This window comes from Caulobacter sp. FV1ye6ST, assembly GCF_058681225.1.
In genome coordinates, this window is sequence record NZ_CM178733.1 from 3016004 (window position 1) to 3041897 (window position 25894).

The 25894-nt window shown below is 63.0% G+C and carries 21 protein-coding genes, 1 pseudogene and 1 other annotated feature; of the genes and pseudogenes, 15 read left to right on the top strand and 7 right to left on the bottom strand.

Annotated features, from left to right (window positions below):
- Positions 1-10: 10 nt before the first annotated feature.
- The gene (locus ACW175_RS14600; protein WP_492100772.1) at positions 11-2107 is read right to left on the bottom strand and encodes a response regulator; all 2097 of its coding nucleotides are present in this window, start codon (positions 2105-2107) and stop codon (positions 11-13) included.
- A gap of 571 nt (positions 2108-2678) precedes the next feature.
- Between ACW175_RS14600 and ACW175_RS14605 the strand changes: the two are divergent.
- Positions 2679-3933 (top strand): annotated as a pseudogene (locus tag ACW175_RS14605) (IS3 family transposase).
- Positions 2986-3103 (top strand) — a sequence feature (AL1L pseudoknot). It overlaps the preceding pseudogene by 118 nt.
- A 120-nt stretch (positions 3934-4053) precedes the next feature.
- On the opposite strand, the gene ACW175_RS14610 reads toward ACW175_RS14605, so the two are convergent.
- Positions 4054-5361: a glycine cleavage T C-terminal barrel domain-containing protein gene (locus ACW175_RS14610; RefSeq protein ID WP_492100773.1), complete on the bottom strand. Its 1308-nt coding sequence runs from the start codon at positions 5359-5361 to the stop codon at positions 4054-4056.
- A gap of 302 nt (positions 5362-5663) precedes the next feature.
- Between ACW175_RS14610 and ACW175_RS14615 the strand changes: the two genes are divergently transcribed.
- The 6 genes from ACW175_RS14615 (at position 5664) to ACW175_RS14640 (ending at position 13641) form a co-directional block, all read left to right on the top strand.
- Entirely contained in the window at positions 5664-6527 is an 864-nt protein-coding gene (locus tag ACW175_RS14615) for an SMP-30/gluconolactonase/LRE family protein (protein WP_492100774.1), read from the top strand.
- A gap of 2 nt (positions 6528-6529) precedes the next feature.
- A complete protein-coding gene (locus ACW175_RS14620) occupies positions 6530-8143 on the top strand; it encodes a GMC family oxidoreductase (RefSeq protein WP_492100775.1) in 1614 nt (537 codons plus the stop codon).
- Entirely contained in the window at positions 8082-9305 is a 1224-nt protein-coding gene (locus tag ACW175_RS14625) for an LLM class flavin-dependent oxidoreductase (protein WP_492100776.1), read from the top strand. Before ACW175_RS14620 ends, ACW175_RS14625 begins: the two co-directional genes overlap by 62 nt.
- Positions 9302-9634, top strand: coding sequence for an EthD family reductase (locus tag ACW175_RS14630; RefSeq protein WP_492100777.1), 333 nt, complete (start codon positions 9302-9304; stop codon positions 9632-9634). The genes ACW175_RS14625 and ACW175_RS14630 overlap by 4 nt, the downstream gene beginning before the upstream one ends.
- 18 nt (positions 9635-9652) lie before the next feature.
- On the top strand, positions 9653-11152 hold the full coding sequence (locus tag ACW175_RS14635; protein WP_492100778.1) for an aldehyde dehydrogenase family protein: 1500 nt from the start codon (positions 9653-9655) through the stop codon (positions 11150-11152).
- 191 nt (positions 11153-11343) lie between these two features.
- Entirely contained in the window at positions 11344-13641 is a 2298-nt protein-coding gene (locus ACW175_RS14640) for a TonB-dependent receptor (protein ID WP_492100779.1), read from the top strand.
- 85 nt (positions 13642-13726) lie between these two features.
- Here ACW175_RS14640 and ACW175_RS14645 read toward each other — a convergent pair whose 3' ends face one another.
- On the bottom strand, positions 13727-14338 hold the full coding sequence (locus tag ACW175_RS14645) for a TetR/AcrR family transcriptional regulator C-terminal domain-containing protein (RefSeq protein WP_492100780.1): 612 nt from the start codon (positions 14336-14338) through the stop codon (positions 13727-13729).
- A 329-nt stretch (positions 14339-14667) separates the two neighbouring features.
- On the opposite strand from ACW175_RS14645, the gene ACW175_RS14650 reads away from it, so the two are divergent.
- The 5 genes from ACW175_RS14650 to ACW175_RS14670 all read left to right on the top strand — a co-directional run bounded on the left by ACW175_RS14650 (position 14668) and on the right by ACW175_RS14670 (position 19178).
- The gene (locus ACW175_RS14650; protein ID WP_492100781.1) at positions 14668-15648 is read left to right on the top strand and encodes a helix-turn-helix domain-containing protein; all 981 of its coding nucleotides are present in this window, start codon (positions 14668-14670) and stop codon (positions 15646-15648) included.
- A gap of 10 nt (positions 15649-15658) precedes the next feature.
- A complete protein-coding gene (locus ACW175_RS14655; RefSeq protein ID WP_492100782.1) occupies positions 15659-16507 on the top strand; it encodes an isocitrate lyase/PEP mutase family protein in 849 nt (282 codons plus the stop codon).
- A 2-nt stretch (positions 16508-16509) separates the two neighbouring features.
- Positions 16510-17118, top strand: coding sequence for an NADPH-dependent FMN reductase (locus tag ACW175_RS14660; protein WP_492104971.1), 609 nt, complete (start codon positions 16510-16512; stop codon positions 17116-17118).
- Between the two features lie 90 nt (positions 17119-17208).
- Positions 17209-17967, top strand: a complete 759-nt coding sequence (locus ACW175_RS14665; RefSeq protein ID WP_492100783.1) for an SDR family NAD(P)-dependent oxidoreductase — start codon at positions 17209-17211, stop codon at positions 17965-17967.
- Positions 17964-19178: an MFS transporter gene (locus ACW175_RS14670; protein ID WP_492100784.1), complete on the top strand. Its 1215-nt coding sequence runs from the start codon at positions 17964-17966 to the stop codon at positions 19176-19178. Before ACW175_RS14665 ends, ACW175_RS14670 begins: the two co-directional genes overlap by 4 nt.
- A 63-nt stretch (positions 19179-19241) precedes the next feature.
- Here the strand turns inward: ACW175_RS14670 and folD are convergent, their stop codons facing one another.
- The 4 genes from folD to ACW175_RS14690 form a co-directional block, all read right to left on the bottom strand.
- Positions 19242-20114, bottom strand: coding sequence for a bifunctional methylenetetrahydrofolate dehydrogenase/methenyltetrahydrofolate cyclohydrolase FolD (gene folD / locus ACW175_RS14675; protein ID WP_492100785.1), 873 nt, complete (start codon positions 20112-20114; stop codon positions 19242-19244).
- Positions 20104-20454 (bottom strand): dihydroneopterin aldolase, encoded by a 351-nt coding sequence (locus ACW175_RS14680; protein WP_492100786.1) that lies wholly within the window; start codon positions 20452-20454, stop codon positions 20104-20106. Before ACW175_RS14680 ends, folD begins: the two co-directional genes overlap by 11 nt.
- Positions 20455-20462: 8 nt before the next feature.
- Complete coding sequence (gene purU, locus ACW175_RS14685) at positions 20463-21452, bottom strand: formyltetrahydrofolate deformylase (RefSeq protein ID WP_492100787.1); 990 nt, start codon at positions 21450-21452, stop codon at positions 20463-20465.
- Positions 21453-21618: 166 nt separating this feature from the next.
- On the bottom strand, positions 21619-22518 hold the full coding sequence (locus ACW175_RS14690) for a LysR family transcriptional regulator (protein WP_492100788.1): 900 nt from the start codon (positions 22516-22518) through the stop codon (positions 21619-21621).
- A gap of 93 nt (positions 22519-22611) precedes the next feature.
- On the opposite strand from ACW175_RS14690, the gene ACW175_RS14695 reads away from it, so the two are divergent.
- Genes ACW175_RS14695 through ACW175_RS14705 form a run of 3 tightly spaced genes read left to right on the top strand, consistent with a single transcriptional unit; the run spans position 22612 to position 25892 of the window.
- The gene (locus tag ACW175_RS14695) at positions 22612-24084 is read left to right on the top strand and encodes an aldehyde dehydrogenase family protein (protein ID WP_492100789.1); all 1473 of its coding nucleotides are present in this window, start codon (positions 22612-22614) and stop codon (positions 24082-24084) included.
- A gap of 21 nt (positions 24085-24105) precedes the next feature.
- A complete protein-coding gene (locus tag ACW175_RS14700) occupies positions 24106-24990 on the top strand; it encodes a DODA-type extradiol aromatic ring-opening family dioxygenase (RefSeq protein WP_492100790.1) in 885 nt (294 codons plus the stop codon).
- The gene (locus ACW175_RS14705; protein WP_492100791.1) at positions 24990-25892 is read left to right on the top strand and encodes a fumarylacetoacetate hydrolase family protein; all 903 of its coding nucleotides are present in this window, start codon (positions 24990-24992) and stop codon (positions 25890-25892) included. Before ACW175_RS14700 ends, ACW175_RS14705 begins: the two co-directional genes overlap by 1 nt.
- The last annotated feature ends 2 nt before the right edge of the window (positions 25893-25894 follow it).

A 25894-nucleotide genomic window follows, 5' to 3' on the forward strand; every position in this document is an offset into this window, starting at 1 on the left:
ATAGGACTTGCTAAGCCAACACTTTGGCGATGGTCGAGAGGAGGTCACCGGCGTTGACCGGCTTGGTCAAGAAGGCGTCGGCGCCGGCGGTCATTCCCGCCGCCCGGTCTTGCGGCGAGACGTTCGCGGTCAGCATCACGATCGGCACCGCCGGCGCGCCGGCGTCGCGTTCGATCTGACGGATACGGGCGATCGCCTCAAGCCCGCCCATATTGGGCATCTGCATATCCATCAGCACGAGGTCGAAAGCGCCCTGTGCAAAGCGCGCGAGAGCTTCGCGTCCATCGTCGGCCGTGGTCAGTTCCACATCCAAGGCTTCCAGCATCAACCTCACGACCCGCCGATTGATCTCGTGATCTTCGGCCAGCAGGATCTTGAGCGTCCCACCGGTGACCAGGTCTGGGTCGCGGAAGGTCTGTGAATGCCCACCAAAGTTCGCCGCCGACACGGGCAGAGCGACAGTTAAGGTAAAGCACGCGCCCTCCCCGACCGCGGACACAGCTGTCAGATCCCCGCCCATCAGCCGCGCGAGGGCCCGCGAGATCGACAAACCCAATCCCGTACCGCCAAACCGCCGGGTGATTGAGCCGTCAGCCTGGGCAAAGCGGTCGAACAGCCGCGCGCCGGCCTCGGCGTCAAAGCCAATACCCGAGTCCCTGACAGACAGATCGAGCGCCTGGACTCCATCGATCTCGGCGCCGGCCGCGATATCAAGGATTACACGGCCGGTCTGGGTGAACTTGACCGCGTTCGAGATCAGATTGCCAAGGATCTGTTTCAGGCGCAGGGCGTCGCCGAAATGGCGTTCGGCCACCGCCGGCGCGACACGAAGATCCAGCACAAGGCCTTTGTCCTCGGCCTTGGCTCGGAAGAGCTCGACCATGTCGGCGCAGGTCGTTCGAAGATCGAACGGTTGGGTCTGGATCGCCAACTCCCCGGCCTCGACGCGCGCCATGTCCAGCACGTCGTTGAGCAGGGCCTGCAAGGAGTCGGCGCTGGTTTCGACGAGTTGAACCATCTCCCGCTGTCTGGGAGACAGATCGGTCCGCGCCAAGGCGCTGACGACCCCCAACACCCCGTTCATGGGCGTGCGGATTTCGTGGCTCATATTGGCCAGGAACTCCGATTTGGAGCGGCTGGCCGCCTCGGCCTTTTCCTTGGCTTTGCGCACGGTCGCATAGGCGCGTTGCAGGCGCTGGGCGCTGCGGTTTCGCGCGCAGAGCGCGGCGGTTGCAGGGATGGCGGCCGCGAAGGCCGAAGCGATGAACAGCTGGATCATAAACTCCTGCCGATACGGACTGACTGGCGTCATGAGGGCTATCGGCCCGTGGCCGTTGGCCGTGAGCGCCATGGCCAGGAGACCCATCATCAGCACCGAGACATAGACCCAACTTGGCCCGGCCCGGAAAGCCAGCAGCACCAAAGCGGGCATAACAAGCGTCACGGCGATGAAGCGATCGAGCGTGAAAGCCAGGAGCGTCAGCGAAAGCATTAAAAGGAGCAGCAAAAGGCGCTCAAGACGCGGGCCCGCCGCCGCGGACAACAGGCGTCGTTGCCTGAACGGCAAGAGCACCGCAGGCGTGGCGATCAGCAGACCAAGGCCGTCTTCGAGCATCCACTGGAGCCAAGCAGCGCCAAAATCGGCGAAAGATCGGTCGATGAAGCCGACGAGGATCTGACCCACCAAGGCCTCCAAGGCCGCGCCGCCCACGGCGATCAGGGAGAAGGTGAGCAATCGCCTGGCGCGCGACAGGTCCAGCGCCGCTCCGCAGAAGGTTCGCGTCAGCGCTGCGCCCCCGAAGGCCAGCGCTTGGTTTAGGCTGCTGAACAGCAGGGCGTGAACAAGGTCGATCCGGCCAACCCAGTTGAGGGTGATGTCAACGGCGAAGCAGGCCAGGCAAAAACCAAGTCCCAGCCGAGGCGACAGGATGAGGATCCCGGCCAGAAGGACGCCATTCGAGGGGAAGAAGGCGGCGGCGTCGCTGATGTCGCGGCAAAACAGCCAGATCCACATTTGAATGGCCACATAGACCGCCAACAGCACCACGGCCACCAACAGGCTTTGCCGGGAATTAGCCGATCGATAGAGGCGAACACCCAAAGCCATGCAAAGGCCCTCCTCGGCCAAGCGCGCCGGAGCGCCATCTGTCTGCTCAAGGGCTCGCGCCCTCGCTCCGTCTGCCTCATGGTCGGTCGCCCGAGGGCGACTCAGCCTCTTCCCTAAGCGCGATGCTAGAAGCGCCTCAAGGCGCCGCGAAAATCACCAAGTCGATCACCGAAACTATCCAAGCAAACGACGCTCCCTCTCTCAAATGATGCTGCTTTTCGAACCAAGACCTCGACAATGCAGCTCACAATTAGAAATTGTAGCGATCACCATCAACTTCAACTTTAAATTCGGATACATGACAAATCCACGGTTTAGAAGCGCCTAAGTTGCAGACCTCTACGCCAACTTAGCGGACGGATCCATTAGCGCTGCAATCGTGAAAGACTTTGTTTGATGCCGCACCGCCTTGCGGCGGCATCTTGCCGCACGCAGATTTCAAGCGCGCGCCGGGTTAGCAAGGATGATCGTCGCCGTCGCGATGACACAGCGGTCCAGATCCCGCCGACATTGCGCAGTGAACCGCGCCGGGTTTGCCGGAGGCCCCAACTCCTGAGAGTAAGGGGCCATTATGAGCAACAAGACGACGAACAAGTTTTCACCTGAGGTTCGCGAACGAGCGGTTCGGATGGTGCTGGATCACGAGCCGGATCACGCCTCGCGCTGGGCGGCCGTGGTGTCCATCGCCGAGAAGATCGGCTGCGCGCCGCAGACCCTGCATGAGTGGGTCAAGAAGACGGAGGACGACAGCGGCAAGCGGGCCGGCGTGCCGACGGATGTCCGAGAAGCTCAAGGCTCTTGAGCGGGAGAACCGGGAGTGGCGCCAGGCCAATGAACCGAAGGTCGGCGCATAGCAGCCAGATCCTGCGCAAGGCGTCGGCCTATTTTGCCCAGGCGGAGCTCGACCGCCCCGTTCAAGCGATGATCGCCTTCATTGACGATCACCGGGGCGGCATCCGGGTCGAGCCGATCTGCAAGGTCTTGCCGATCGCCCCGTCTACCTACCGCGAGCGCCTGGCCCAGCGGCGCGATCAGGCGCGGCAGTCGGCGCGAGCGCGCCGGGATCAGGCCCTCAAGCCCGAGATCGCCCGCGTCTTCGCCGAGAACTTCGCCGTCTACGACGTGCGCAAGGTCTGGCGGCAGATGCGCCGGGAGGGCTTCCAGGTGGCCCGCTGCACGGTGGCGCGGCTGATGGGCGAACTTGGCCTGCAAGGGGTGATCCGGGGCAAGCCGGTGCGCACCCCGATCAGTGACAAGGCCTCGCCTATCCGCTCGACCATGTGAACCGCCAGTTCCACGCTCCGGCGCCCGACCTGCTGTGGCTGTCGGACTTCACCTACGTCGCCATCTGGGCGGGCTTGGTCTACGTGGCCTTCGTCATCGGCGCCTACGCCAGGCGGATCGTCGGCTGGCGCGCCAGCCGCACGGCCCACGCCAGCTTCGTCCTCGACGCGCTGGACCAGGCTCTACACGAACGACGCCCGCAACATCGGGGCGGCCGGATTCATCATTCCGGCCGCAGTTCTCAATACATCAGCATTTAAGTACACGGAGCGATTGGCCGAAGCTGGCATTGAACCCTCGGTCGGCAGCGTCGGCGACAGCTATGACAACGCCTTGGCCGAAACCATCAACGGTCTCTACAAGGCCGAGGTCATCCATCGGCGGGGCCCCTGGCGCTCGTTCGAGGCCGTCGAGTACGCCACGCTCGAATGGGTCGACTGGTTCAACAACCGTCGGCTCCTCGAGCCCATCGGCAACATCCCGCCGCAGAAGCCGAAGCTGCCTACTATGCCGCGATCACGCCGTCCGCTATGGCGGCATGACTTAAACCATCAGGCCTGCGGCAAACCCGGCGCGGTTCAACGCCCTTGCTTGTAGCGCGCTCACGCAATGATCGCCCGGCGTCTCGGCTCCGTTGGCGCAAACCAAGACGCCGGAGAGGTCTATAGAGTAGTAAGGTCCGTGCGCCGGTTGTCCTGCTTGAAAGGCGAAGCCGCCACTGTCGCCCGGATAGTCTTTTGGCGATGGCCTGGCTCCCCCCAGATCACGACCACCTCGGTTCCGACCTCGGCGTGCTCAAGATCGATGATCACATGCGAGATCATCTTCCGGAAATAGTAGCTGTAGCCGCGAGACGTCGCCACGCCCACGAGCTTGCCGTCGATCAGCACCTTATTGGCGTACATGACGTTCCAGGAGTGGCGCGGCATCTCCATGTAGTCGTAAGCCTCACCCTCCTCAAACAAGGACGCGAAGACATCGACGACGTCGTCCTTGTTCCAGACGAGCGTCATGCGCTTGCGCTGGGGCGCGGCGACCTCTTGCTCAAGCGCAGCACGCCCGTAGAACTCGTGATCGAACTTGATGCTTTTGGTCCAGCCCAGCTCGACCGGACTGCGATACCAGTCGCTGACATTGTCGCTTTCGAAGCTGCCCTTCACCTTGACCGTGCGCTCAAGGCTGCGGAACCAGTCGGGGGAGCCATAGGTCGGGTTGAGCTTGGCCAAACTTTCAAAGAAGTCCTTCTCCGCCGGCTCGCTGATCGCCGGAAGGTAGTCGTGGGTGATCGTCGGGAATGCCGCCTCTAAGTGATTGATCATCACGGTGCGCGAGCCCAACAGGCGAATGCCAAACTCCTGACCGGCCTCGACGATACGCTTCTTGACCTCTACGGCGGCGCTCGCGGGACCATGAATCTCGAAGCCGATCTCGCCCGCCATGCCCTGGCGCAGCATCATCACGTCGACGCCATCGATCCTGGCGGGTCCCGTGCGCATGAAGCCGATATCTCGGAGCGACTGCCCGGTTACCTTTTCACACACCGCCAGGGCGGTTGGGCCAGACACCTGGAATTTGAACTTGCTGATCGTCGTAGAGGCCTTGGCGTCGTAGCCGCCCTTGGCGAACTGGAACTCGAGCCAAGGGATAACGGGCCCACGGGCATTGTACTCGTACTTGTCCTCGGCCAGACGTGTCAGCACGCCTTCGCCAATGACCTTGCCATTGGCGTTGCAGCACACCGCATGCTTGGCTTGCGCCAGATCGAATTTGGCGAAGCTATTGATGCAATAGTCCGAGAAGAACCGAAGTGCATCGGGCCCCTCAATGGTCAGCTCGTCGAGCCAACTCCAGTCGCCGATATAGCAGGTAGTTTTCCAGGACATTTGCTCGTCCTGCCAGCCGCTGAACTCGAAGCTTCCCCAAGACGTCGAGGTATCAGCGCCGGAGCGGAGGGTGTCGATCAGTTCCATGCTCGATCCTGTCAGGAAAATTGGCGGGATCGCGAAGCTCCCTTTCCGGCTGGTATATCGGCACACGGTGCCGCCACACTTGCTCGTGAGTGACAGAAACTAGCCGAGCACGGCCAGCGGCTTCGAACGCGTACAGCCGCTCTGTCTTCTCCCCAAGAACGAACTCTAGGCCCGTTTGCTCACCATCGAATGCGGCGGCCCGACATGCGCGACAAGTCTTTGGCGCGAGCGGGCAAGTCCCTAGTGCGGCCTCAGCGTAGGTGTGCTGGGCGCCGTTGCGCTTCGATAGTCGGAAGGACGACATGCAGATCACCCGTGTTGGCGAAATCACCTGCAAGCTTGGCGAAGGCCCGGTTTGGGATCCCCAGGACCAGGCGCTCTATTTCGTCGACGTCATGGGTCGCCAGATCCTTCGATACCGCCCGACTGATGACCGGTTCGACCACTACGACATGCCCGGTGTAGTGGGATCGCTGGCTCTTCGCGAGGGGAGCGGCGCCATTGTCGCCATGGCCGGCGGCGTCGCCCTGTTTGATTTCGCAACGCGCGTGGTCACGCCCTTGGGGGATCCGGAAGCCGATTTGCCTCTAACCCAATGGAACGACGGCAAGGTCGATCCCCGGGGCCGCTTTCTCACGGGCACCGTGGCGACCGACATGAAGAGCATGGTCTGCGGGCTCTACAGCGTCGACAATGGCGTGATCACGCAACTGGACGGCGGCTTTGGCATCACCAACGGGCCGTGCTGGAGTCCCGATGGCGGCACTTTCTATTTCGCCGACAGCATCCCCCAGAACATCTACGCCTACGACTATGACCTAGAGACCGGAGCGGTCTCTAATCGGCGGGTATTCGCCAATACGGCCGATTTGGGCGGCATCCCCGACGGGGCGACTGTCGACACGCAGGGCCGGCTGTGGAGCGCCATCTGCACAGCGGGAAAGATCGCTTGCTGGCGACCTGATGGCGCGCTGGAGCGTGTGATCGATGTTCCGCCCAAACTTGTTTCCAGCGTGATGTTTGGTGGGGCCAATCTTGATCGTCTCTTTGTGACCTCGATCGACGGTGCGTGCCTAGGTTTCCCTTCTGACGCAACCGGCGGTCAGCTGTTCGTGATCGATGGCTTGGACGCGCAAGGCGTGCCCGAGCCTCGGTATCGGGGCTGATCATGGCCGATGGCTTCGACTACGTCATCGTCGGCGCAGGATCTTCGGGCGCCGCGCTGGCTGGCCGGCTCTCGCAAGCCGGCGCACGCGTCGCGCTTCTCGAAGCCGGCGGGTCATCTTCCGGATTCCGCTACAGGATTCCCGCAGCGTTCATGTCGTTGTGGTTCAATCCAGCCTCAAGCTGGATGTACATGGGCGAGCCCGAGCCGGAACTGAACGGCCGCCCCATGCCGATCCCAAGGGGGCGGGCCCTAGGCGGTTCTTCGGCGATCAACGGGATGATCTGCAATCGCGGGGCGCCGCAAGACTACGACAATTGGGCGCGCCTTGGGCTGGAAGGATGGTCCTACGCAGACGTCTTGCCTTACTTCCGCAAATTGGAATCCAACTGGCGCGGGGCAAGCCATTGGCACGGCGCCTCGGGTCCAGTGACCGTGTCGAAATACCCGAACCCCAGCCCCCACGCACCACTCGTTTTGGCCGCCGCACAGTCGCTCGGGTTCGCTCTCACCGAGGATTTTGGCGGCGCGGTTCCGGAGGGCATCGGCCTGCCGGACATGAATATCAAGCACGGGCGTCGTGTGAGTTCAGCTGACGCCTATCTCGCCGACCCTGGCCCGAGCCTAACCGTCCTCAGCGGCGCCCAGGCCGTCAAGGTGGTCCTGGAGAAGGGGCGCGCCGTAGGGGTGCTCTATGTGCAGGACGGGCAAGTTCGAGAAGTTCGGGCGGACAAGGAAGTGATCCTATCGGGCGGGCCAATCAACACGCCTCAGCTTCTAATGTGCTCGGGAATTGGCCCGGCCGCGGATCTGCGAGCAGCCGGGATTGAGGTGACGTTGAATGCGCCAGGCGTGGGCCGCGATCTGGAAGACCAGCCTGGAACGCGGTTTTCTGTCAGCGCCAAGGAGCCACTAAGCCTCACGCGCGAATTGCGGGCTGATCAGCTGGGAGTCTCGGCGCTACGCTGGCTCGTCAAAGGCGATGGTCTTTTGGCTGCGCCGCCCCTCATGGGCTTCTTGATCGTGCGCACCAAGGAGGGCCTTAGCCAGCCCGACATGCGAATGATCGTCTCAGCCTTGCCGGAATCCAAGCCGTGGTTCCCAGGTTGGCGCAAGCCGACCGGTCCGGGCCTGAGCGTCGGCTTTTCGCTGACCCATCCGAAAAGCCGCGGATCAATCACTCTGGCTTCGGCCGACGCCTTGGCCAAACCGCGCATCCTCTACAACGTCTTCAAGGATTCCGAGGATCTGGCGGAGATGCGACGCGGCTACCGGATCATGCGGGAGCTTGTTCGCCAACCCTCGCTAGCCGACCTGACTGGACCGCTTCTCGCCCCGGCCAATGAACCCCGCACCGACGCTGAGATCAACGCGTTTCTCAGAGCTGCGACGATGACCACGTTCCACCCTGTGGGCAGTTGCCGAATGGGCGCAACCGAAGACAGCCCGGTAGATGGCGAGTTTCGAGTGCGCGGCGTCGAGGGCCTGAGGGTCGTCGACACGTCCGTCTTCCCAACCCAGATCGGCGGCAACCCGAACCTGCCGGCCATCATGCTTGCCGAAAAGGCCGCCGACATCCTCCTCGGCCGCCCTGCCCCGGCGCCCCATCAGTCATAAGGACCCACCCGTGAAGACCTTTCCTACGGCTCCGCGCGAGCAAACCAATCCGCTGTTCAACGACAACAAGCTCAAGCTCGGTGTCTTTGGCATCAACGGCACGGGAACGGTTATGACCGAACACCCCGACCGCTTCATGCCGACCTGGGAGGCCTCCCTCCAGGTGGCCCAGACGATCGACCGGGCGGGCCTAGAGGCGATCGTGCCATATTCCCGCTGGAAGCCGTTCGGCGGCCCGGAGCACGTCACGGGCATTACGCTCGACACCTTTGCCTGGGCCGCGGCTGTCAGCGCGCGCACCCAGTATAGCAGCGTCTTCTCCACGGTTCACGCCCACGCGGTCCATCCCCTGGTCGCCGCCAAGCAGGGAGCGACCATCGATCAGATCTCGGGCGGGCGCTTCACGCTCAACGTCGTCGTGGGCTTCTACACGCCGGAAATCGAGACGTTCGGTGTTGCCGCCGGCGACCACGAGGACCGCTATGCGCTCGGCGAGGAATGGATCACGACCGTCAAGCGGCTGTGGACCGAGACCGAGGAAGTCAATGTCGATGGCAAGTATTTGAAGGTGATCGGCGGCGTTTCGACGCCCAAGCCGGTGCAAAAGCCCACACCTCCGATCATGAACGCGGGCAGTTCTGACCGGGGGCGCCGATTGGCCGCTGAGCACGCCGATGTCGCTTTCGTCATCGTGCAAAATCCTGACCCTGCCGCGATCAAGGAGCAGGTGTCGTCTTACAAGGCCTACGCCAAGGAGACCTTCGATCGCGACATCCAAGTCTGGGGCTACGGCTTCGTGGTCCAGGCCGACACGCTGGAGGCCGCCGAAGCCAAGGCGCGCGAATATACCGTCGACCATCCGGACAATGACTCCATCGACGTCTTCATCGAATATCAGATCAAGAACGCCAAAAACATGCCTCCCGAAGCGCTCGCCCGCCTTCGTCCGGCGGTCGCCGGCGGTGGCGGCGTCCCGCTCTACGGCACGCAAGAAGATATCGCCGCCAAGCTCCAGATGATGTCGGAATGCGGTATGGACGGCGTGCTTTTGACGTTCGTCGATTATATCGGCGGGGCTGAGCGTTTCGTGCAGACGGTTCTGCCCATCCTCGAAGCCCAAGGTCTGCGCAAGCCGGCCCTCGACCGGGGCATCGGCGCATGAGCGCGGCGCCCAAATCCCCCATCGTCGTTACCGTGGTCTACCCCGCGACACCAGGAGCCAAGTTCGACGCCGAGTACTATGTGCAAGTCCATCTGCCGATGGTCCAGCGTCTCTGGGGGACATCGGGTCTGGAATCGGCGACCGGGGTCATTGGCGCGGCAGCGCCGAACGGCGGGCCGCCACCGTATCTTGCAATTTCCCTGTTGCGGTTCGCGGACCTCAACCAAATCCAGATCGCCATGGGCGGCGAGCATGGCGCTGCCGTCATGGGCGATGTCGTCAATTTCACCGACGTCGCTCCAGTCGCTCAGTTCAGCACGCCCGTCTGATCCTCAAAGAGAACAGCCATGACCGTTGCCGACGCCCCCAGCATTGATCCGTCCGTTGCGACATTTCTCAAGCGCGCTCACGGCCTTTTCATTGAGGGGGCCTGGCGCGAGGCCTCGTCAGAGGAGACTTTCACGGTCCGTGACCCCGCGACAGGGCTGGAAATCTCGCGCGTTGCCGCCGCCACCGCCGCCGACGTCGAGGCGGCGGTGTCATCGGCCCATCGCGCGTTCCACGACGGTCGTTGGAGCGGTCAAACCCCAGCGGCGCGTGAAAGGATATTGCTGCGACTGGCCGATTTGATCGAGGCGAATGCCGACGCGCTGGCGCAATTGCAGACGCTCGAGCAGGGCAAGTCAGTGGCGATAGCGCGCTATGTCGAAGTCGGCGGCGGGATCGACTTTTGTCGCTATGCTGCTGGGCTAGCGACCAAGATCACGGGCATGACCCTCGATCTTTCCATTCCCCTGCCTCCCGGAATGCGGGCCACGGCCTATACCCGGCGCGAGCCGGTCGGCGTTGTGGCCGGGATTGCTCCCTGGAATTTTCCATTCGCCATCGCCTTGTGGAAGGTGATCCCCGCACTGGCCGCCGGATGCACGGTCGTGCTCAAGCCGTCGGAGGTAACGCCGCTGACTGCTCTTCGCCTGGTGGAGCTGGCCGCCGAGGCTGGCGTTCCGGCAGGGGTCTTTAATCTCGTAACCGGTGACGGACAGACAGCGGGCGCGGCTTTGGTCAGTTCGCCCCTCGTCTCGAAGATCACCTTCACGGGCTCGACCGCGACAGGAAAGGCCATCGGTCGCATCGCCATGGATCGACTGACGCGGGTGGCCTTGGAACTCGGAGGAAAAAATCCCGCGATCGTCCTGGACGACGCGGATCTTGAGCTCACTCTGCCAGGCCTGATGCTCGGCGCATTCCTCAATCAGGGCCAAGTCTGCTCTGCTGCGTCGCGCGTCTATGTACAGGCCGGCATTTTCGACAAGGTCGCGGCCGGTCTGGAAAGTGCGGTCAAGGGACTGACCGTTGGACCAGGCCTCGACCCCGCCAATCAGATCAACGCGCTCGTCTCGTCCCCCCATCGTGACAAAGTCTTGTCGTACCTTGAGGATGCGGCGTCGGCTGCCGAGTTGCTCCAGGGCGCTGAGGGCCCCGACGCCAATGGCTACTACGTGCGGCCCACCCTCATCGTGAACCCTGCCGCCTCGCTGCGGTTCACACATGAAGAAGTCTTCGGCCCCGTGCTCAGCCTGGTTCGCGTCGAGACCGTCGAAGATGCGATCGTGGCGGCCAACGACTCCGCCTACGGTCTAACGGCGAGTCTGTGGACGCGCGACCTCAAGGCCACGCTGGACATCGTGCCGCGCATCGAGGCGGGCACCGTTTGGGTCAACACCCACATTCCACTCGACCCAAATCTGCCGTTCGGCGGCTTCAAGCAATCGGGGTCAGCTCAAGAGTTCGGACCACGTTGGGTTGAAGGTTTCACCAAAGAGAAATCGGTCTGCATCGTCCACTGAGGCCCATCGGAGCAAAGGCCGCCGGGTTTGGCGCAAATCGTCAAGTAATTGGCCGACGCGAACCATCGGTGCGTCCGGTGGCGCGTAATGCTCAATAGTCCGGACCCAACGAGGCCGGTGTCACAATGGGGAGGAAAACTTTGGTCTATTCATCGTCACGAATCTGGGCTTCGGCGAGCGTCGTTGCCCTGTTGATCGCCGCAGGATCCACGGCCCAGGCTCAGACCGCTTCGCCGCCTGACACTGATCAAGCCAAGACGGTCGAGGAGATTGTCGTCACCAGCCAGCGGCGGTCGCAGAGCCTTCAGGACGTCCCGGTGGCGGTGTCCGTCGTCACCGGCGCCGCGCTGGCCCAAAGCAATCTCACCTCGCTGGAATCGGTCACCGCACGCCTACCGAACGTGAAAATCGCCACGGGTCCGTTGGTCGACTTCCTTAACGTGCGCGGCGTCGGCTCGGGCCAGAATGTTGGCTTTGAGCAGTCGGTCGCCACCTTCGTGGACGGCGTCTATCGCGGCCGCGCGCGTGCGACCCGAGCGGCTTTCCTGGACGTCGATCAGATCGAAGTGCTCAAAGGCCCCCAGACGACCTTTTTCGGCAACAACGCCATTGCCGGCGCCCTGAATATCACGACGAAGAAGCCGGGCCATGACTTCGCCTACAACGTCACGGGCTACTACGGCTTCAAGTACAACGACTACACCGTCGATGGCGGCGTGACTTTGCCGCTGTCCGACACGCTTTCGATCCGCTTGGCCGGTCGGGTCAACGGCGGCGACGGTTATGTTCATCTCAAGTCCTCCGGAGAGGATGGTCCGCGGCCGCGCGAGGCCCTGGGACGCATTTCGGTGCGCTGGGATCCCACCGACGCTTTCCGATCGGACCTGAGGTTCGATAAGGGCCGGATGCGGATCCACAACGCCAGCCCCGCCGAACTGCTCAACTGCCCCGGCACGGGTCCGAGCACGGGATCGAATGCTTGCACCAATTTCCTCGCCGCAAACGGCGGCGTTATTGACGACAAGCTCAACCGTAAAAGCGATTCGCCCTATACTTATAACAACTACGACTTCAACGAGACAGCGTGGACCAACACGCTTGACATCAGCTCGTTGACCCTGACCAGCACGACCTCATACTTCACCCACGATTTCGAAGCGCTGGTGCAACTGATCCCGACCCCGATCAAGGGCGTCGCAGGCTACGACGCCTTCCCTTCCGCCGCCGCCGAACAGGTCGATCAGTTCACTCAAGAACTTCGCCTGCAATCGAAGACGGGGGGCGCCTTCGAATGGATGGTTGGGGCCTACTACTCCAAGCTCGACACCGACGTCCGCTCCGACGCGGGGTTTTACTTCCTGCCCTTTGGCGCCTTCAACCCGACGGGTACGACGAACGCCGATACGCCGATCACGGCCAGCAATCGTCAGGCCTATCGCGATAAGACGCTGTCGGGCTTCGCATCGGCGACCTTCCGTCCGGTCGAGCGCCTGCGGATCAATGTGGGCGCTCGCTACACCACGGTGGAGAAGTCCGCACAGCGAAACGTCAGCTTTGGCACATCGATTAATGGCTCACTGGAGAGCTACCGGCCCTTCCCCGACGCCCTGACCAATATCGTCTTCTCGCAGATCATCGGCGCTGATCTGGGTCAGTTCGCCAACCCCGATCGAACCGACAAGAAGTTCATGCCGGCGGTCGGCGTTCAGTACGACCTGACGCCAAGCCTGATGACCTATGCGAACTATTCCGAGGGCTTCAAGGCGGGGGGATTCAGCGCCGCGCAGATCGCCGACACCTTCAATCCTGAAACCGTGAAGGCCTATGAGGTCGGCTTCAAGGGCACGTTCTTTGACCGTCGCGTCCGTCTGAACGCCGACGCCTATCTCAGCGACTATGCCGACCTGCAGGAAACGACCCTGGTCTTCAACGCGGCCGGCGCTCCCATCTCGGTGGTCCGCAACGCCGCTGGCGCTCGGGCCAAGGGCGCCGAAGCCAACGTCGTCTTCCAGGCCAATGACTGGCTTAGCCTGTCGGGCGACATCGCCTACCTGAGCTCTAAGTATACGACGTTCCCCAACGCCGCGTGCACCATCCTCCAGAGCGCGGCGTCAGCGACCTGCGTTCAGGACGTGAGCGGCAAAAGCCGAGCCTACGCGCCTAAATTCAGTGGGAGCCTTACGGCGAACGCGGAGTTTCCGGTCGGGGAAGCGCTGTTAAAGATCGAGCCGTCGGTCTATTTCAGCTCGAAGTTCTTTACCTCCGCGAGCGCCGATCCGCTGCAGTCGCAGAGTGGCTTCGCCAAGGTCGATCTCCGCGTAAGCTACGCCCCACGCGGCGCGGGCTGGGAAGTGGCGCTTCTCGGCAAGAACCTGACCGACAAGACGACTGCGTCGTATCGTGCTCCCGCGGCGATGGCGCCCTACTCCGTCTACGCGGTCGCCGACGCGCCTCGCACGATCGGCGTCCAATTCAGCATCAGACACTAGCCGGCCGGCCACCCCGTTCGATTGAACACCCCTATACCTCCCCGGTACCTTTGCCCGGTGCTCCACAAGAGCGCCGGGCGTTTTTCTATGACGAATAGGCCGGCTTAGGCTGCTCACAGGTAACCGCGCGTGGAGAGGCCTCGTCGCGTGCGAAGCGGACCCGCAGACTGATGATCAGGCTGGCCATGTGATCGTCAAAGACCGCCGAGCTGGTGTCACCGGCGTCGACCTCGATGATCGCGCGCATGGAGTCGTTTTGCTCGTGAATGACCCACCCGAGAACGAATGAGGCGATGAGACCCTCCGCATGGAAGGCCTCGCGCTGGGTGAACCCCGCGCGCAGAAGCGGCGCATAGATGCCTGGGACGATTTCCCGGCGCATGCGTTCGGTCGGCGCCGAAGACGACAACATGCGCGCGCCGTCGCGATACCGCAGCAGCGACTGCCTGTAGCAATGGCCAAATTGCTCGAGCCAATAGGCCCAGTCATCCGTCGGCGTCATGGCTTGAAGCCCCTCCGACAACATCGTCGCGGACATCTCACCCAGCAGCACCTGCATGCTCGAAAAGTGCCGGTAGAGCGCTGGCCCCTGGACGCCGAGCACGGCCGCTAGCCGCCGCGTCGAGAGGTTATCAAGGCCCTCGGCGTTCACCAGGTCGAGGGCAGCTCGAACGATCGAGTCGACAGTCAGAGCCATGCGAATTTCCGATCCTTTTCCCCCTTCAGGCTAGGCATTTGACCCATCCATCGCAACTGGCCCTGCGCGAAATGGCCAGCCAAAGGCGCGATTTATCAAGGTCATCACCTGACGAAAACCGCCGGCGGCTTGATGAGGATCAAAAAATCAGTTGCGCAGTTAGCAGTGCTAACATAACCTTTTCTCACCAAGCGAGATCGGTCCACGGTCCATAAAAACGGGTCGCATCTGATGCACCTGCGGGAGGAAACAAGCGGCGAGCAACCCTCGCGACGCATCGCTTTCTTTCGCCTGCCGTCAGGCCGACCCAAGAGGCGAGGATGAGGGCAATGCAGCGAGCCGCCGTCAGTCAAGTTAAGCGCTTCGGAGACTATCCATCTCTCCCCACCTGGACAGGGTCGGACGCCTTTGGGCGCGTCACGTCCATCGAAAATTTTCGTGTTGCCGCCAAGGCCGGCACCGTTGAGGCGTGTCTCTTTGGTCTTGACGACGCATCGGTCGACCGCCGGCTGGTCGGCCCCTTCCCGGCCGTGCGAGCGACCGCGAGATCCCCTATCAAACGGACTTCTCCGGCGGTCATCGGTCCGAGCGATGGCTATCTCATCCTGCAGCTGAGCGGCGCCACCGAGCTGGAACAACGTGGCGCGCGTCTTCGGCTCAATCCTGGCGACATGGTCCTGTTGGATCCGAGCCAGAGATTTGAGATCGCCCACCCATCGCGATCGCTGCAAATCTTCCTGCGCCTGCCATCTGATCTGCTCGATCTGCGGCTCCCCGGCTGGAGCGCTCGATCACTTGGCCTCTTCTCGCGTAGCTGCGCTGAGCTCCTCGGCGCGCTGGTTCGGTCCGCGTTCGAGCAGATGCTACCGACCTCCACCACCCAGGAGGCTGCGGTGCGCGATGCGGTCTTGAGCTTAATGGCGTCCGCCGACGAGGCTTCTCATGACAGCCGCGGCGCTTACGTCCCCAGCGTCGTTCGCGCTATTCAGGACTATATTCTCGCCAACCTGGGCGACACCGATCTCACCCCCCAAACCTTGGCCAAGCGTCACGGTTTGTCCGAACGCCAGCTCCATCGTTTTTTCCAGAACGCTGGCGTCAGCCTTGGTCGGTGGATCCGACAGACGCGGTTGGACCGTTGCGCCGCCGATCTATCGAATTGCGCTCTACGCGAGCGCAGCATCACCGAAATCGCCTTCAGTCGAGGGTTCAATGACGCGGCGCACTTCAGCCGGGTCTTCCGCGCGGAATTTGGCCAGACACCGCGTGACTACCGCGCCGGCGCGCTTGGCCTGGTTGCTGGCGCTTAAGGAAAATAGCATGGCCTCCATTCGCCCCCTTCTTCACTCGGATCAGCCGCTGGTCTTGCCCGGCGTACATGACGCGCTGAGTGCGCGCATCGCCGTCAACGCCGGCTTCAGCGCGGTCAGCATCGGCGGCGCCGCGGTCGCGGCCACTCAGCTAGGTCTGCCGGACATAGGTCTGCAGAGCTTTGGCGAGTATCGCGACGCTGTCGGCAAGATTCTCGCGGCGTCATCCGCGCCCGTCGTCATGGACGGCGAAAACGGATTCGGCGACGTCAAGGCGGTGACACGCACCGTATCGACGTTCGAGAACATGGGCGTGGCGGCTCTGGCGATCGAGGATCTCCACTTTCCGCCGGTGATGGGCCAGCCTCCCGCCGTCATCTCCATGCAGGAAATGGAGGCGAAGTTGCGGGCAGCCCTGGCGGCGCGGCGCGGCGCGGACATGATGATCATCGCCCGGACGGACGCCAGTTATGCGGTATCTCCACAGGAGGCGATCGATCGCGCCCGACGATTCGAGGCGATCGGCGCGGATGCAGCGCTCGTCACGGGCCTGTCCGATATTGACGCAATGCGCGCGCTCCGCGCGGCGGTGAACATCCCTCTGGTGGCCATTGTTGTCGAGGGAGGCCCATGGGTGTCCCCGACCGTCGAGGAGGCCAAGGCTTGCGGGTTTGGCATGATCCTGCATCCCGCCGCTCTTTTGGTCTCAGCCGCGACCGCTTATCGCGACGCGCTGGGTCGCATCCAAAGCGGTGAGACCAGCCTTCCAGAAAACAGCGCAGGCTATGGCTTTCTCGCCGGTGCGCTGGGCGCGGCCGAATGGGCCGGCATTGACGCCGCCGCCAGGGGGCTGTCGTGAACATGTCTTTTCCAACCTGCGTCGGCAGCCTCGCCCGGGACGGCGCGATACGGATTCTCGGGATAGGCGGCGCGAGCAATCCAAGCTCGTCGACCGAGAACGCGCTGCGTGTGGCCTTGGCCGCCGCCCATAGCGCAGGCGCACATGTCGATCTCTTCGACGGGGCAGATCTTCTGGCCTTGCCCCACTATGGATCTGCCGCAGCGGCGACGTCCGAAGAGGGCGCGCGCTTGATCAATCTTCTGCGTCAAGCCGACGGCGTCATCCTTGCCAGTCCGGGGTACCACGGCGCCGTCTCTGGCCTGCTCAAGAACGGGATCGACTTTTTCGAAGACACGGCAAAGGACGCTCGGGTCTATCTCGACGGCGTGCCGGTGGGCCTGATCACGACTGCCTATGGATGGCAGGCGGCGGTGGGAGCCCTCAACATGTTGCGCACCATCACCCACGCCCTGCGGGGTTGGCCCACGCCCCTTGGCGCGGCGGTGCGCACAGCCAGCGGCCTCTTCGTGGATGACGATTGCGTTGACCTCGCCGTGCGTCAGCAGCTGACCACGGTAGGCGAGCAAGTCGTTCAGTTTGCCGCGATGCGCGCCGCCAGAGTCAACTGACGCTTGAAGCAAACGGCCCATGGCTGGCCGCCATCTCAAATTTCGTAACCACCCAAAGTCGCTAGGGCGGCTCACAGTGAGGATATACTTATGACCGCGCGTTTTACGGGAAAGTCAGTCCTGGTCACCGGCGCCGCCGGCGGCATTGGCCAAGCAGCAGTCTTGGCGTTCGCCCGTGAGGGCGCACGAGTCGCGGCTCTGGATTTGGCGGGACCGCGGCTGGACGAACTTGTCGCCGCGGCGGCGGCCGAGGGCCTCGAAATCCTCCCTCTGCCGACCGACATCACCTCTGAAGACCAAGTTAAAGCGTCCGTTGGCGAGGCTGTAGCTCGGCATGGAGGACTGAACGTCGCGTTCAACAACGCGGGTGTCCATATCATCCACACCCCCTTGGTCGAGACCACCGAAGCGCAGTGGGACCGGGTCAACAACATCTGTCTGAAGGGGATGTTTTTCTGTCTCAAGCACGAGATCCCGGCCATGCTCGCTTCCGGCGGGGGGGCGATCATCAACACCTCGTCCGTGGGCGGCCTGATCGCAACGCCGGGTGTCGGCGCCTATATCGCCGCCAAGCACGGTGTGGTGGGCCTGACTAAAACCGCAGCCTTGGAATGCGCCAGCCAGGGCATCCGTGTGAACGCGATCTGCCCGGCCGCGACCGAAACGCCGATGTTGGCCGATTGGCTGGTCAATGAGGACGCTCGCAAAATCGTCGCCGCCAGCCACCCGATCGGTCGTTGGGCTCAGGCTCAGGAAATGGCCAGCACCGTGCTGTTCCTGGCCTCGGACGAATCCTCGTTCATGACCGGTGTGGCGCTGCCGGTTGATGGTGGCGTAACGGCGCAATGAGTTCGTCTTCCAATCGGGTCGTTGCGCTTGGTGCGTTAGCGGCGTTCCTCGATGGTTACGACGTTCAGGCCCTCGGCTTGGCGGCGCCGTCGATCGCCCAGGACTGGGGTCAGGCGCCTGCGGCGCTTGGCCCCGCCCTGTCGTTTACCCTCGTCGGAATGACCATCGGAGCCCTAGGCTTGGCTCCGCTTGCAGACCGACTAGGACGTCGCAATGTCTTGGTCGGGATGCTCGCGCTCGTTGGCGTGTCCACCTTCGTTTCCGCAGGCGCTCAGGGTCTTGCAATCTTGGCGGTGACGCGGTTTTTCGCGGGGCTTGGTCTAGGGGCCATCGTGCCCGTAGCGATTGCATTGGCGAGCGAACATGCGCCGATCGCCCGCCGAACTGCGACGGTTACCGCGCTTGTTGTCGCGACCGCGCTCGGCGCGCTCGCGGCCAGTCTTGTCGCTCCGCGTCTGGAGCTTGCATTCGGTTGGCGTGGGATTTTCGCGGTGGGAGCCATTCTTCCGTTGATCGCCATGGCCTTGATCTGGATGGCGCTGCCAGAGGAAAAGCCAGCCGATCCGTCGACGGCCACCCCGCCCGGCCCGCTAGGCCTTCTGACCCCTGCTTTGCGGCTGCGCACCGTGCTGATCTGGATGATGTCGGCTCTGAACCTTTGTGTGAACTACACGCTGATCAGTTGGCTCCCCACACTGCTTGTCGCCTCCGGATGGGAGCGTGCGGGAGCTCAAAAGGCGGCGGGTCTTCTTGCGCTAGGGGGGATCGTGGGCGGCCTGGTTCTGGGATGGCTCGCCGATCGCGGCCATGCCTTCAGGGCGTTACAGGTCGCCTACGGCCTGGCGACAGCCTCGCTGGCGCTGTTCCTATGGGGCGCTGCGCCCGCCGCGCTATGGGTCATTCTCATTCTAGGCGTCGGGCTTGGCGCCTTCGGCGGACAAATGATGCTCGGAGCTCTCACGGCTCAGTTCTATCCTGCGGCGCTACGGGCCACGGGTGTGGGCTGGAGCAGCGGGGTTGGCCGAGTGGGTTCGGTCTTGGGCCCCATGGCGCTGGCTTGGGCCATGGCGGCCGGGGCCGCGCCGGCAGTCCTGCTGGGCGCGTTGCTGGTCCCGATGGCGGCTTGCGCGCTGATCGTAGGTTGGTTGCCTCGCGCGCTGGATAAGTCTGGGCAAGCTGGACCGGGCGCGCAGGAGGGCCAAGTCGCCTAGGTCTTTCGTGATCTACATCCTGAGCCAGGCCGAGCAAGATGATCGGCCTGGCTCATTGCCAGCTCAGAAGCCGACAGCTCTGCGCACGACGGCCCGCTCGGCCGAAGCGATCGTATTTTCCAACAGCATGGTCACGGTCATAGGTCCCACGCCACCTGGCACCGGGGTGATGAAGGCCGCCTTCTCCCGAACCCCCGCAAAATCGACGTCACCGGTGATGCGACCGTCCGGAAGGCGATTGATGCCGACGTCAATCACCACAGCTCCGGTCTTGACCATTTGCGGCAAGATCAGATTTGGGCGGCCGGCGGCGACCACCAAGATGTCGGCGAGGATGGTGAACTGAGCCAAGTCCCTGGTTTTGGCGTGGCAGATCGCGACGGTGGCGTCGCGCGCCATCAACATCAGCGCCATGGGCTTGCCAACAATATTACTGGCGCCAACAACGACGACGTTCTGCCCTTCGATGGGGATGCCTTCGCTCTCGAGCAACCGCACCACGCCGAAGGGCGTGCAAGGCGAGAAGATCGTCTGGCCGGTCACGAGGCCGCCAACATTATAGAGATGGAAGCCATCGACATCCTTGTCGACGGAGATCGTTTCCAAGACCTGCGCCATGTCGATGTGCGGCGGCAGCGGCAACTGGACCAGGATCCCATTGACGGTCGGATCTGCGTTGAGTTCGACGATGCGACCGAGGAGTTCGGCGTTGGTGATCGTCGCCGGAAGACGGTGGCTGATGGACCGCACGCCGGCCGCTTCACAGGCCCGCACCTTGTTGGCGACATAGACAGCCGAAGCTGGATCCTCTCCCACCAGGATGACCGCCAGGCCGGGCGTCACGTCGTGGTCTGACTCCAGTTTGGCCACCCGCCTCGCACACTCCTCGCGGATCACCGCCGCCAGGCGCTTTCCGTCAATGATCTTAGCCGTCATAGGATTCTCCTAGGCGTACGCGAATACCCGCAACGGCCGGCGCCAGGGCGCCGGGCTTGCGCATATGCAGATCGACGCTCAAAACCCCTTCGTGCCCGAGAAGCAGGGCCGCCAGGCGTAAGGCGAAGGTTTCAATCAGTACGATGTGTCCGGCCTGGGCGACTTGCATCGCGTAGTCGCCGACGATCCTGTAGTCCACGGTCTGCTCTAGGCGATCATTCACCGGCGCCCGAACGGTGATTTCCGCATCCAGAATGAGGGGCTGAGTGAGGCCCTGCTCTTCTGGATTGGCTCCGATTTGAGCTTGAAGGGTCAGTTCGCGGACGAATAGCTTGATCACCACACCCGCTACGCCGGAAAGACGACGGTGGTCGCGCCGTTCATGAGCACCCGCCCCTCGAGGAAAGCGCGTACAGCGCGCGAGAGCACCCGGCGCTCGGTGTCGCGCCCCTTGCGTACCAGGACATCGGGGGTGTCAGCGTGGCTGACGCGCTCGACGTCTTGCTCGATGATCGGCCCCTCGTCCAGATCGGCGGTGACAAAGTGCGCCGTGGCCCCGATCAGCTTGACGCCTCGCGCATGAGCTTGGTGGTAGGGCTTGGCGCCCTTGAAACCGGGCAGGAAGGAATGGTGGATGTTGATGCAGCGGCCAGACAGATAGCCGGCGAATTCATCGGAGAGGATCTGCATGTAGCGAGCCAGAACCACGAGTTCGGCGCCGCTCTCCTCGATCAGGCCGCGAATCGTTGCTTCCTGCTCGGCCTTTTGGCCCTTGACCATCGGCACGTGGTGGAAAGGGACGCCCGCGAAGTCGAGGTGCGCATAGGTCTCGCGCGGGTGGTTGGAGACGATCCCGACAGGCTCCATGGCCAGCTCACCCGTTTTCCAGCGGTACATCAGATCGGCCAGGCAGTGATCGAACTTCGAGGCGAGCAAGATCACGCGCTTGCGCGTGGCGCTGGAGCGCAAGGACCACTCCAAGCCATGCTGCCGAGCGACCGCTTCGAAAGCCGCTTCGAGGGGTTCGATGGTCGCCTCGCCCACCAGGACGAATTCAACTCGCATGAAGAACCTGCCCGTCAGCGTGTCGCCAAACTGCTGAGCCTCCAAGATATTGGCGCCTTGCGCCGTGAGAGAACTCGACACCGCGGCAATGATGCCGGGATGGTCAAGGCAGGACAGCGTCAGGATGAAAGGCGGTTGCACGGAATGGTCTCCTCGTCGCCAGACCGGCGGCGCGGTCTGGACGCGACAAGCTCCGCCGACGAGGCGCAGCCCACGAATGCCCGCGCGTGGACGATCCACGGCGGAATGACGTCTGGGGTGCGGCGGAGACATCGGTCATGAGACGCCCGCCTGCCCTATGAGAAGCGCGTCTTCGCATCGCGCGAAGCGACGCTTCCTTAGCGATGGAGTTGCCACCGCGCCGGGCCAAGAGCTTGCCTTCGAGCGCCAAGTTCTAGTCTGACGCTACAGCTCCGCCAGACCTGAGATCGTGACGAGCTTAGCCGACTAAGGTCTCGCGAACCGCCTGAATGAAGCTGGCGCAGGCTTGCGACGGATCGCGTCGACTAGACGTATAGAGCGACATGTAGCGAACGATTTCAGGTTCGATCAGAGGGCGCATCACCAGATCAAAGGCCTCCGCCAGGCCACGTACGTAAGCCGGCGTGCAGGTGATGCCCAAGCCCGCCGAGACAATGCCTAAGGCGGTCGTGACATTGTCGACGATTTGAACCGGTGTGACGGTTGCGGCGTCCGGATGGTCGAGCAGCCGCGGATAGACGCTGTGCTCATGGTCGCGCCCAGCCGCGTAGAACTCTTCTCCATTCAGATCACTCCAGCGCACGGACTGGAATTGCGCCAGCCTATGGTCGGGCGCGCACCACATCACCCAGGGGCTCGGAAAAAGAGCTTCGCGCTCCACATCTGGACCAACCACCCTATCGGGTCCCAAGGCGATGTCCGCCTCGCCTGTCGCTACACGGTCGGCAAGCCACTCGACGCCGGTGTCGACGATGCGGATATTGGCGCGCGGATGGGATTGCCGGTGATTGGCGATGATGCGGGGGAGCACCACGGCGGCCACCGAGATCGGCGCCGCGACGTTGACGACCTCCACGGAGCGATTGCGAACATCGTTGGCCGCCTGTGCGGCGATACGCAACTGTCTTTGGACCGCGATGGCCGATGGGAGGAATTCGCGACCGTCACGAGTCAGCACGACTTTCCGGGTCGTGCGCTCGAACACGGAAAACCCCAAGGCGCGCTCGAGCTCGGTGATCAGGTTGCTGACCGCGGACGGCGTGAGATTCAGCCGCGCGGCGGCTTGCGTGAAGTTGTTCAGCTGGGCCGCTGCGATGAAGACGTCAATCTGTCGCGGCGTGAACCGAGAGGCGCTCATCGAACAATTATACACAAACCTTGATCAATTGACCATGATCTATCGCTTATTATCGTAAAGATCCCGGTCTAGGCATCGCTCAGGGAGTGACCCATGAGCGATATGATCCAACTCGACGCGGGCTCGATTTCAGCGCTGCATTACATCAATGGCGAGCGCGTAAGCTCGACCGAACACTTGGCGATCTTCTCGCCGATCGACCAGCGCGACTTGGGCCAGATCGCCCGGGGCGGCGCGGCCGAAGCCGACGCCGCCGTCACGGCGGCGAGCGTAGCTTTCCCGAGGTGGGCGGCGCTCGGCGCTGAGGGTCGCCTGCCCTATCTGCAGCGTTTCGCCAATGAGATCGGAAAGCGCGCCGACCTCCTGTGCCAAGCTGAATCCAACGATGCGGGCGTTCTGCTCTCACGGATGCGCCATGGCATCATTCCGCGGTCGATGCTCAACATCACTTGGTTCGCCGAAGCCGCTTTGACCTTACAGGATAAGGTCATCGAGACCGCTCAGGCGACCCACAAGATCCGCCACGATCCGGCCGGCGTTTGCGTGATCATCACGCCGTGGAACGCGCCGCTGATGTTGTCCACCTGGAAGGTTGGGCCCGCGCTGGCGTCGGGCAATACCGTGATTGTGAAGCCGCCTGAATGGGCGCCGCTGACGTGCTCGATCTTGGCGGACGCCGCCGACGCCGCCGGCCTACCCGCTGGGGTGTTCAACGTCGTGCAAGGCACGGGTCTCGAAGCCGGTGCGCCGTTGGTCGCCGATCCTCGCGTGGCCCGTATCTCTTTCACCGGTTCGGTGGCGACCGCCAGGGTCATCGCTCAAGCCGCTGCAGCCAACCTGACCCCGTGCAGTCTGGAACTGGGCGGCAAGTCTCCATTTATCGTCCTTGAGGACGCCGACCTGGATGCGGCTGCGGCGACCGGGGCGTTGATGTACCGGAACGCCACTCAAGTTTGCTTGGCCGGGACGCGTTTCCTGGTCCACCAGGCGGTCCGCGATACCTTCGTGAAGAAAATGGGCGCTGTCGTCGAAAAGCTCGTCGTCGGTGATCCGAGGGACGAAGCCACCGAGGTCGGCCCGATCATTCACCCGCGTCAGGTCGAGCGTATCAAGGGCTATGTCGAACGGGCCAAGGCGGCCGGCGCGACCGTCCTCTGGGGCGGCGAGTCCGCCCCGTTCGGCGCGCTCTACTACAAGCCCACCATGCTGACCGACGTCGCGCAGGACGCCGAGATTGTCCAGGAGGAGGTGTTTGGTCCCGTCCTGACGCTGCAGACCTTCGAGAACGATGCCGGGCTCGTCGCCATGGCCAATGACGTCAACTACGGGTTGGGAGGTGTTTGCTATGGCGAGCTAGGCCACGCCGAGGCGCTCGCCCTGCAAATCCACACCGGCTTTATCTGGATCAACAGCTTTGGGATCCGCGATCTCGCCGCGCCGTTCGGCGGCTGCAAGAACTCTGGCATTGGCCGCGAAGGTGGCGATTGGAGCTTCGAGTTCTTCAGCAACATTAAGGACGTCGTCCTGCCCAAGCAACCTTTCAAAGCCAGCTTCAGCCACCGCTGACCCTGACGAGGAGAACACGACATGGGCAAGATCGTTGGCGCGGCCATTGTCTCACATCACCCCGGATTGATGCAGGATGACGATTTTCGAAAGAACGTCGGCGCCGGGCGAGATTCCGATCTGATCGCCGGCTATGCGCGGCTGCGCGAAAAGATCGACGCCTTGGCGCCGGACGTCCTGGTCATCTTCGACACCCACTGGTTCACCACCGGCTTTCATCTCGTCGACGCCGGCGAGGGCTATAGTGGCAGCTACATTTCCGACGAGATGCCTTGGTATCTCTACGGCCAGACCTACGACTATCGCGGGGCGCCCGACCTAGCGCGTCTTTGCGAGACGGTGGCCACCGAGCGCGGCGTGGCGCTCAAAGCGATCGACGAACCGACGCTCCCGCGTCACTACGCGACCATCAACGTCGTCAAGAAGCTCAAGGCTCGCGAACGGGTCATGACGGTCAGCAATTGCCAAAATTGCGGCAGTCACAACTTCCTGGAAAGCGGCGAGATTATCGGCGAAGCCATTCGCCGGTCCGATAGCCGAGTAGTGCTCCTGGCCAGCGGCGCGCTGAGCCACAAGTTCACCGACATCGACTTCAAGCAGAAAAACCCCCGGATCTTTCATCCCGACAACCTGTCGAGCGAGGAGAACTATCGCAGCGACCTGGAGGCCATTGAGATCTTCAAACAGGGCCGCCACGACCTCATCCTGCAGCGCTTCCCAGACGAGTATCGAAAGATCCCCTGGGAGGGCCTGGGAGGCCACTACCTGCAGATGGTCGGAGCCCTCGGCGGCGCGGCGTGCCGGGCGCCGGGCGAACCCCTTTCCGAATACGAAAACGCCCGGGGCACGGGCAATATCCACATGTGGTTCGACGTGTCGAAATCCACGATCAACGAGGTTGCATAATGAGCGTTCTGGACGGTCCCCGTATCGAGCGTCGCCGTGTCATCGTCGATGGGAGCGCCTATTGGGGCATGATGCTCGAAGCCAATGCGCTCCGGCTCGACGACGGCCGGACCGTCGATCCGACCAACTTGGTTCACCTCCCGCCGCTCGCCATTCAGCCTAGCAAGATCATTGCGGTGCACCTCAGCTACTCGTCGCGCGGCGTGGAAACGCGCAACAACCCCAAGCCGACTGAAACGCCGACCTATTTCACCAAGCCGTCGACGGCCCTCAACGGGCACAATGGTCAATTGGTAAAGCCCCAAGGGGTGCAATATCTGAACTACGAAGGCGAGTTCGCGGCGATTATCGGCAAGGTGACCCGCAACGTTACGCCGGACGAGGCTTGGGACTGCATCGCCGGCTTCGCGCCCGTGCTCGACATGGGCGCCCAAGACTTCCGCGACACCGACCAAGGTTCGATGCTTCGGGTCAAGGGCATGGACGGATATTGCCCGATTGGTCCGGGCGTGGTCACGGGCGTGGATCCGCGAAAGGAAACCCTGCGCACCTACCGCAATGGCCTCCTCGTTCAGGAAGCCAAGATCGGCGACGAGATGGTCTGGGGTCCCGACTACATGATCGCCGACATCGCGCGATATATCACGCTGCTGCCGGGCGACATCATCTGCACCGGAACCCCGGCCCACTCTCGTTCCATCGACCCTGGCGACACGATCGAGGTTGAGATCACCAACCTGGGCCGCCTGAAAAACACCGTGGTGCGTGGCGAAGCGCCGCGCGCGGCGGATATCGGGCATCCGCCCATGGATACGCCAGAGGTGAGACGCGTCGCCCTGGGCTTCGACGAGCGGGTGCGCGAAGACTTCAAGACCAACTACCGCGCCGCTGCTCGAGACTGATC

Excerpts from the sequence above, each read along its gene's own strand:
- ACW175_RS14615 (WP_492100774.1), top strand. The coding sequence starts at position 5,664 with ATGCAGATCACCCGTGTTGGCGAAATCACCTGCAAGCTTGGCGAAGGC.
- folD (WP_492100785.1), bottom strand. The coding sequence starts at position 20,114 with ATGACGGCTAAGATCATTGACGGAAAGCGCCTGGCGGCGGTGATCCGC.
- ACW175_RS14635 (WP_492100778.1), top strand. The coding sequence starts at position 9,653 with ATGACCGTTGCCGACGCCCCCAGCATTGATCCGTCCGTTGCGACATTT.
- ACW175_RS14695 (WP_492100789.1), top strand. The coding sequence starts at position 22,612 with ATGAGCGATATGATCCAACTCGACGCGGGCTCGATTTCAGCGCTGCAT.
- ACW175_RS14665 (WP_492100783.1), top strand. The coding sequence starts at position 17,209 with ATGACCGCGCGTTTTACGGGAAAGTCAGTCCTGGTCACCGGCGCCGCC.
- ACW175_RS14650 (WP_492100781.1), top strand. The coding sequence starts at position 14,668 with ATGCAGCGAGCCGCCGTCAGTCAAGTTAAGCGCTTCGGAGACTATCCA.
- ACW175_RS14670 (WP_492100784.1), top strand. The coding sequence starts at position 17,964 with ATGAGTTCGTCTTCCAATCGGGTCGTTGCGCTTGGTGCGTTAGCGGCG.
- ACW175_RS14660 (WP_492104971.1), top strand. The coding sequence starts at position 16,510 with ATGTCTTTTCCAACCTGCGTCGGCAGCCTCGCCCGGGACGGCGCGATA.
- ACW175_RS14630 (WP_492100777.1), top strand. The coding sequence starts at position 9,302 with ATGAGCGCGGCGCCCAAATCCCCCATCGTCGTTACCGTGGTCTACCCC.
- purU (WP_492100787.1), bottom strand. The coding sequence starts at position 21,452 with ATGTCTCCGCCGCACCCCAGACGTCATTCCGCCGTGGATCGTCCACGC.
- ACW175_RS14645 (WP_492100780.1), bottom strand. The coding sequence starts at position 14,338 with ATGGCTCTGACTGTCGACTCGATCGTTCGAGCTGCCCTCGACCTGGTG.
- ACW175_RS14655 (WP_492100782.1), top strand. The coding sequence starts at position 15,659 with ATGGCCTCCATTCGCCCCCTTCTTCACTCGGATCAGCCGCTGGTCTTG.
- ACW175_RS14620 (WP_492100775.1), top strand. The coding sequence starts at position 6,530 with ATGGCCGATGGCTTCGACTACGTCATCGTCGGCGCAGGATCTTCGGGC.
- ACW175_RS14705 (WP_492100791.1), top strand. The coding sequence starts at position 24,990 with ATGAGCGTTCTGGACGGTCCCCGTATCGAGCGTCGCCGTGTCATCGTC.
- ACW175_RS14700 (WP_492100790.1), top strand. The coding sequence starts at position 24,106 with ATGGGCAAGATCGTTGGCGCGGCCATTGTCTCACATCACCCCGGATTG.
- ACW175_RS14610 (WP_492100773.1), bottom strand. The coding sequence starts at position 5,361 with ATGGAACTGATCGACACCCTCCGCTCCGGCGCTGATACCTCGACGTCT.
- ACW175_RS14690 (WP_492100788.1), bottom strand. The coding sequence starts at position 22,518 with ATGAGCGCCTCTCGGTTCACGCCGCGACAGATTGACGTCTTCATCGCA.
- ACW175_RS14600 (WP_492100772.1), bottom strand. The coding sequence starts at position 2,107 with ATGGCTTTGGGTGTTCGCCTCTATCGATCGGCTAATTCCCGGCAAAGC.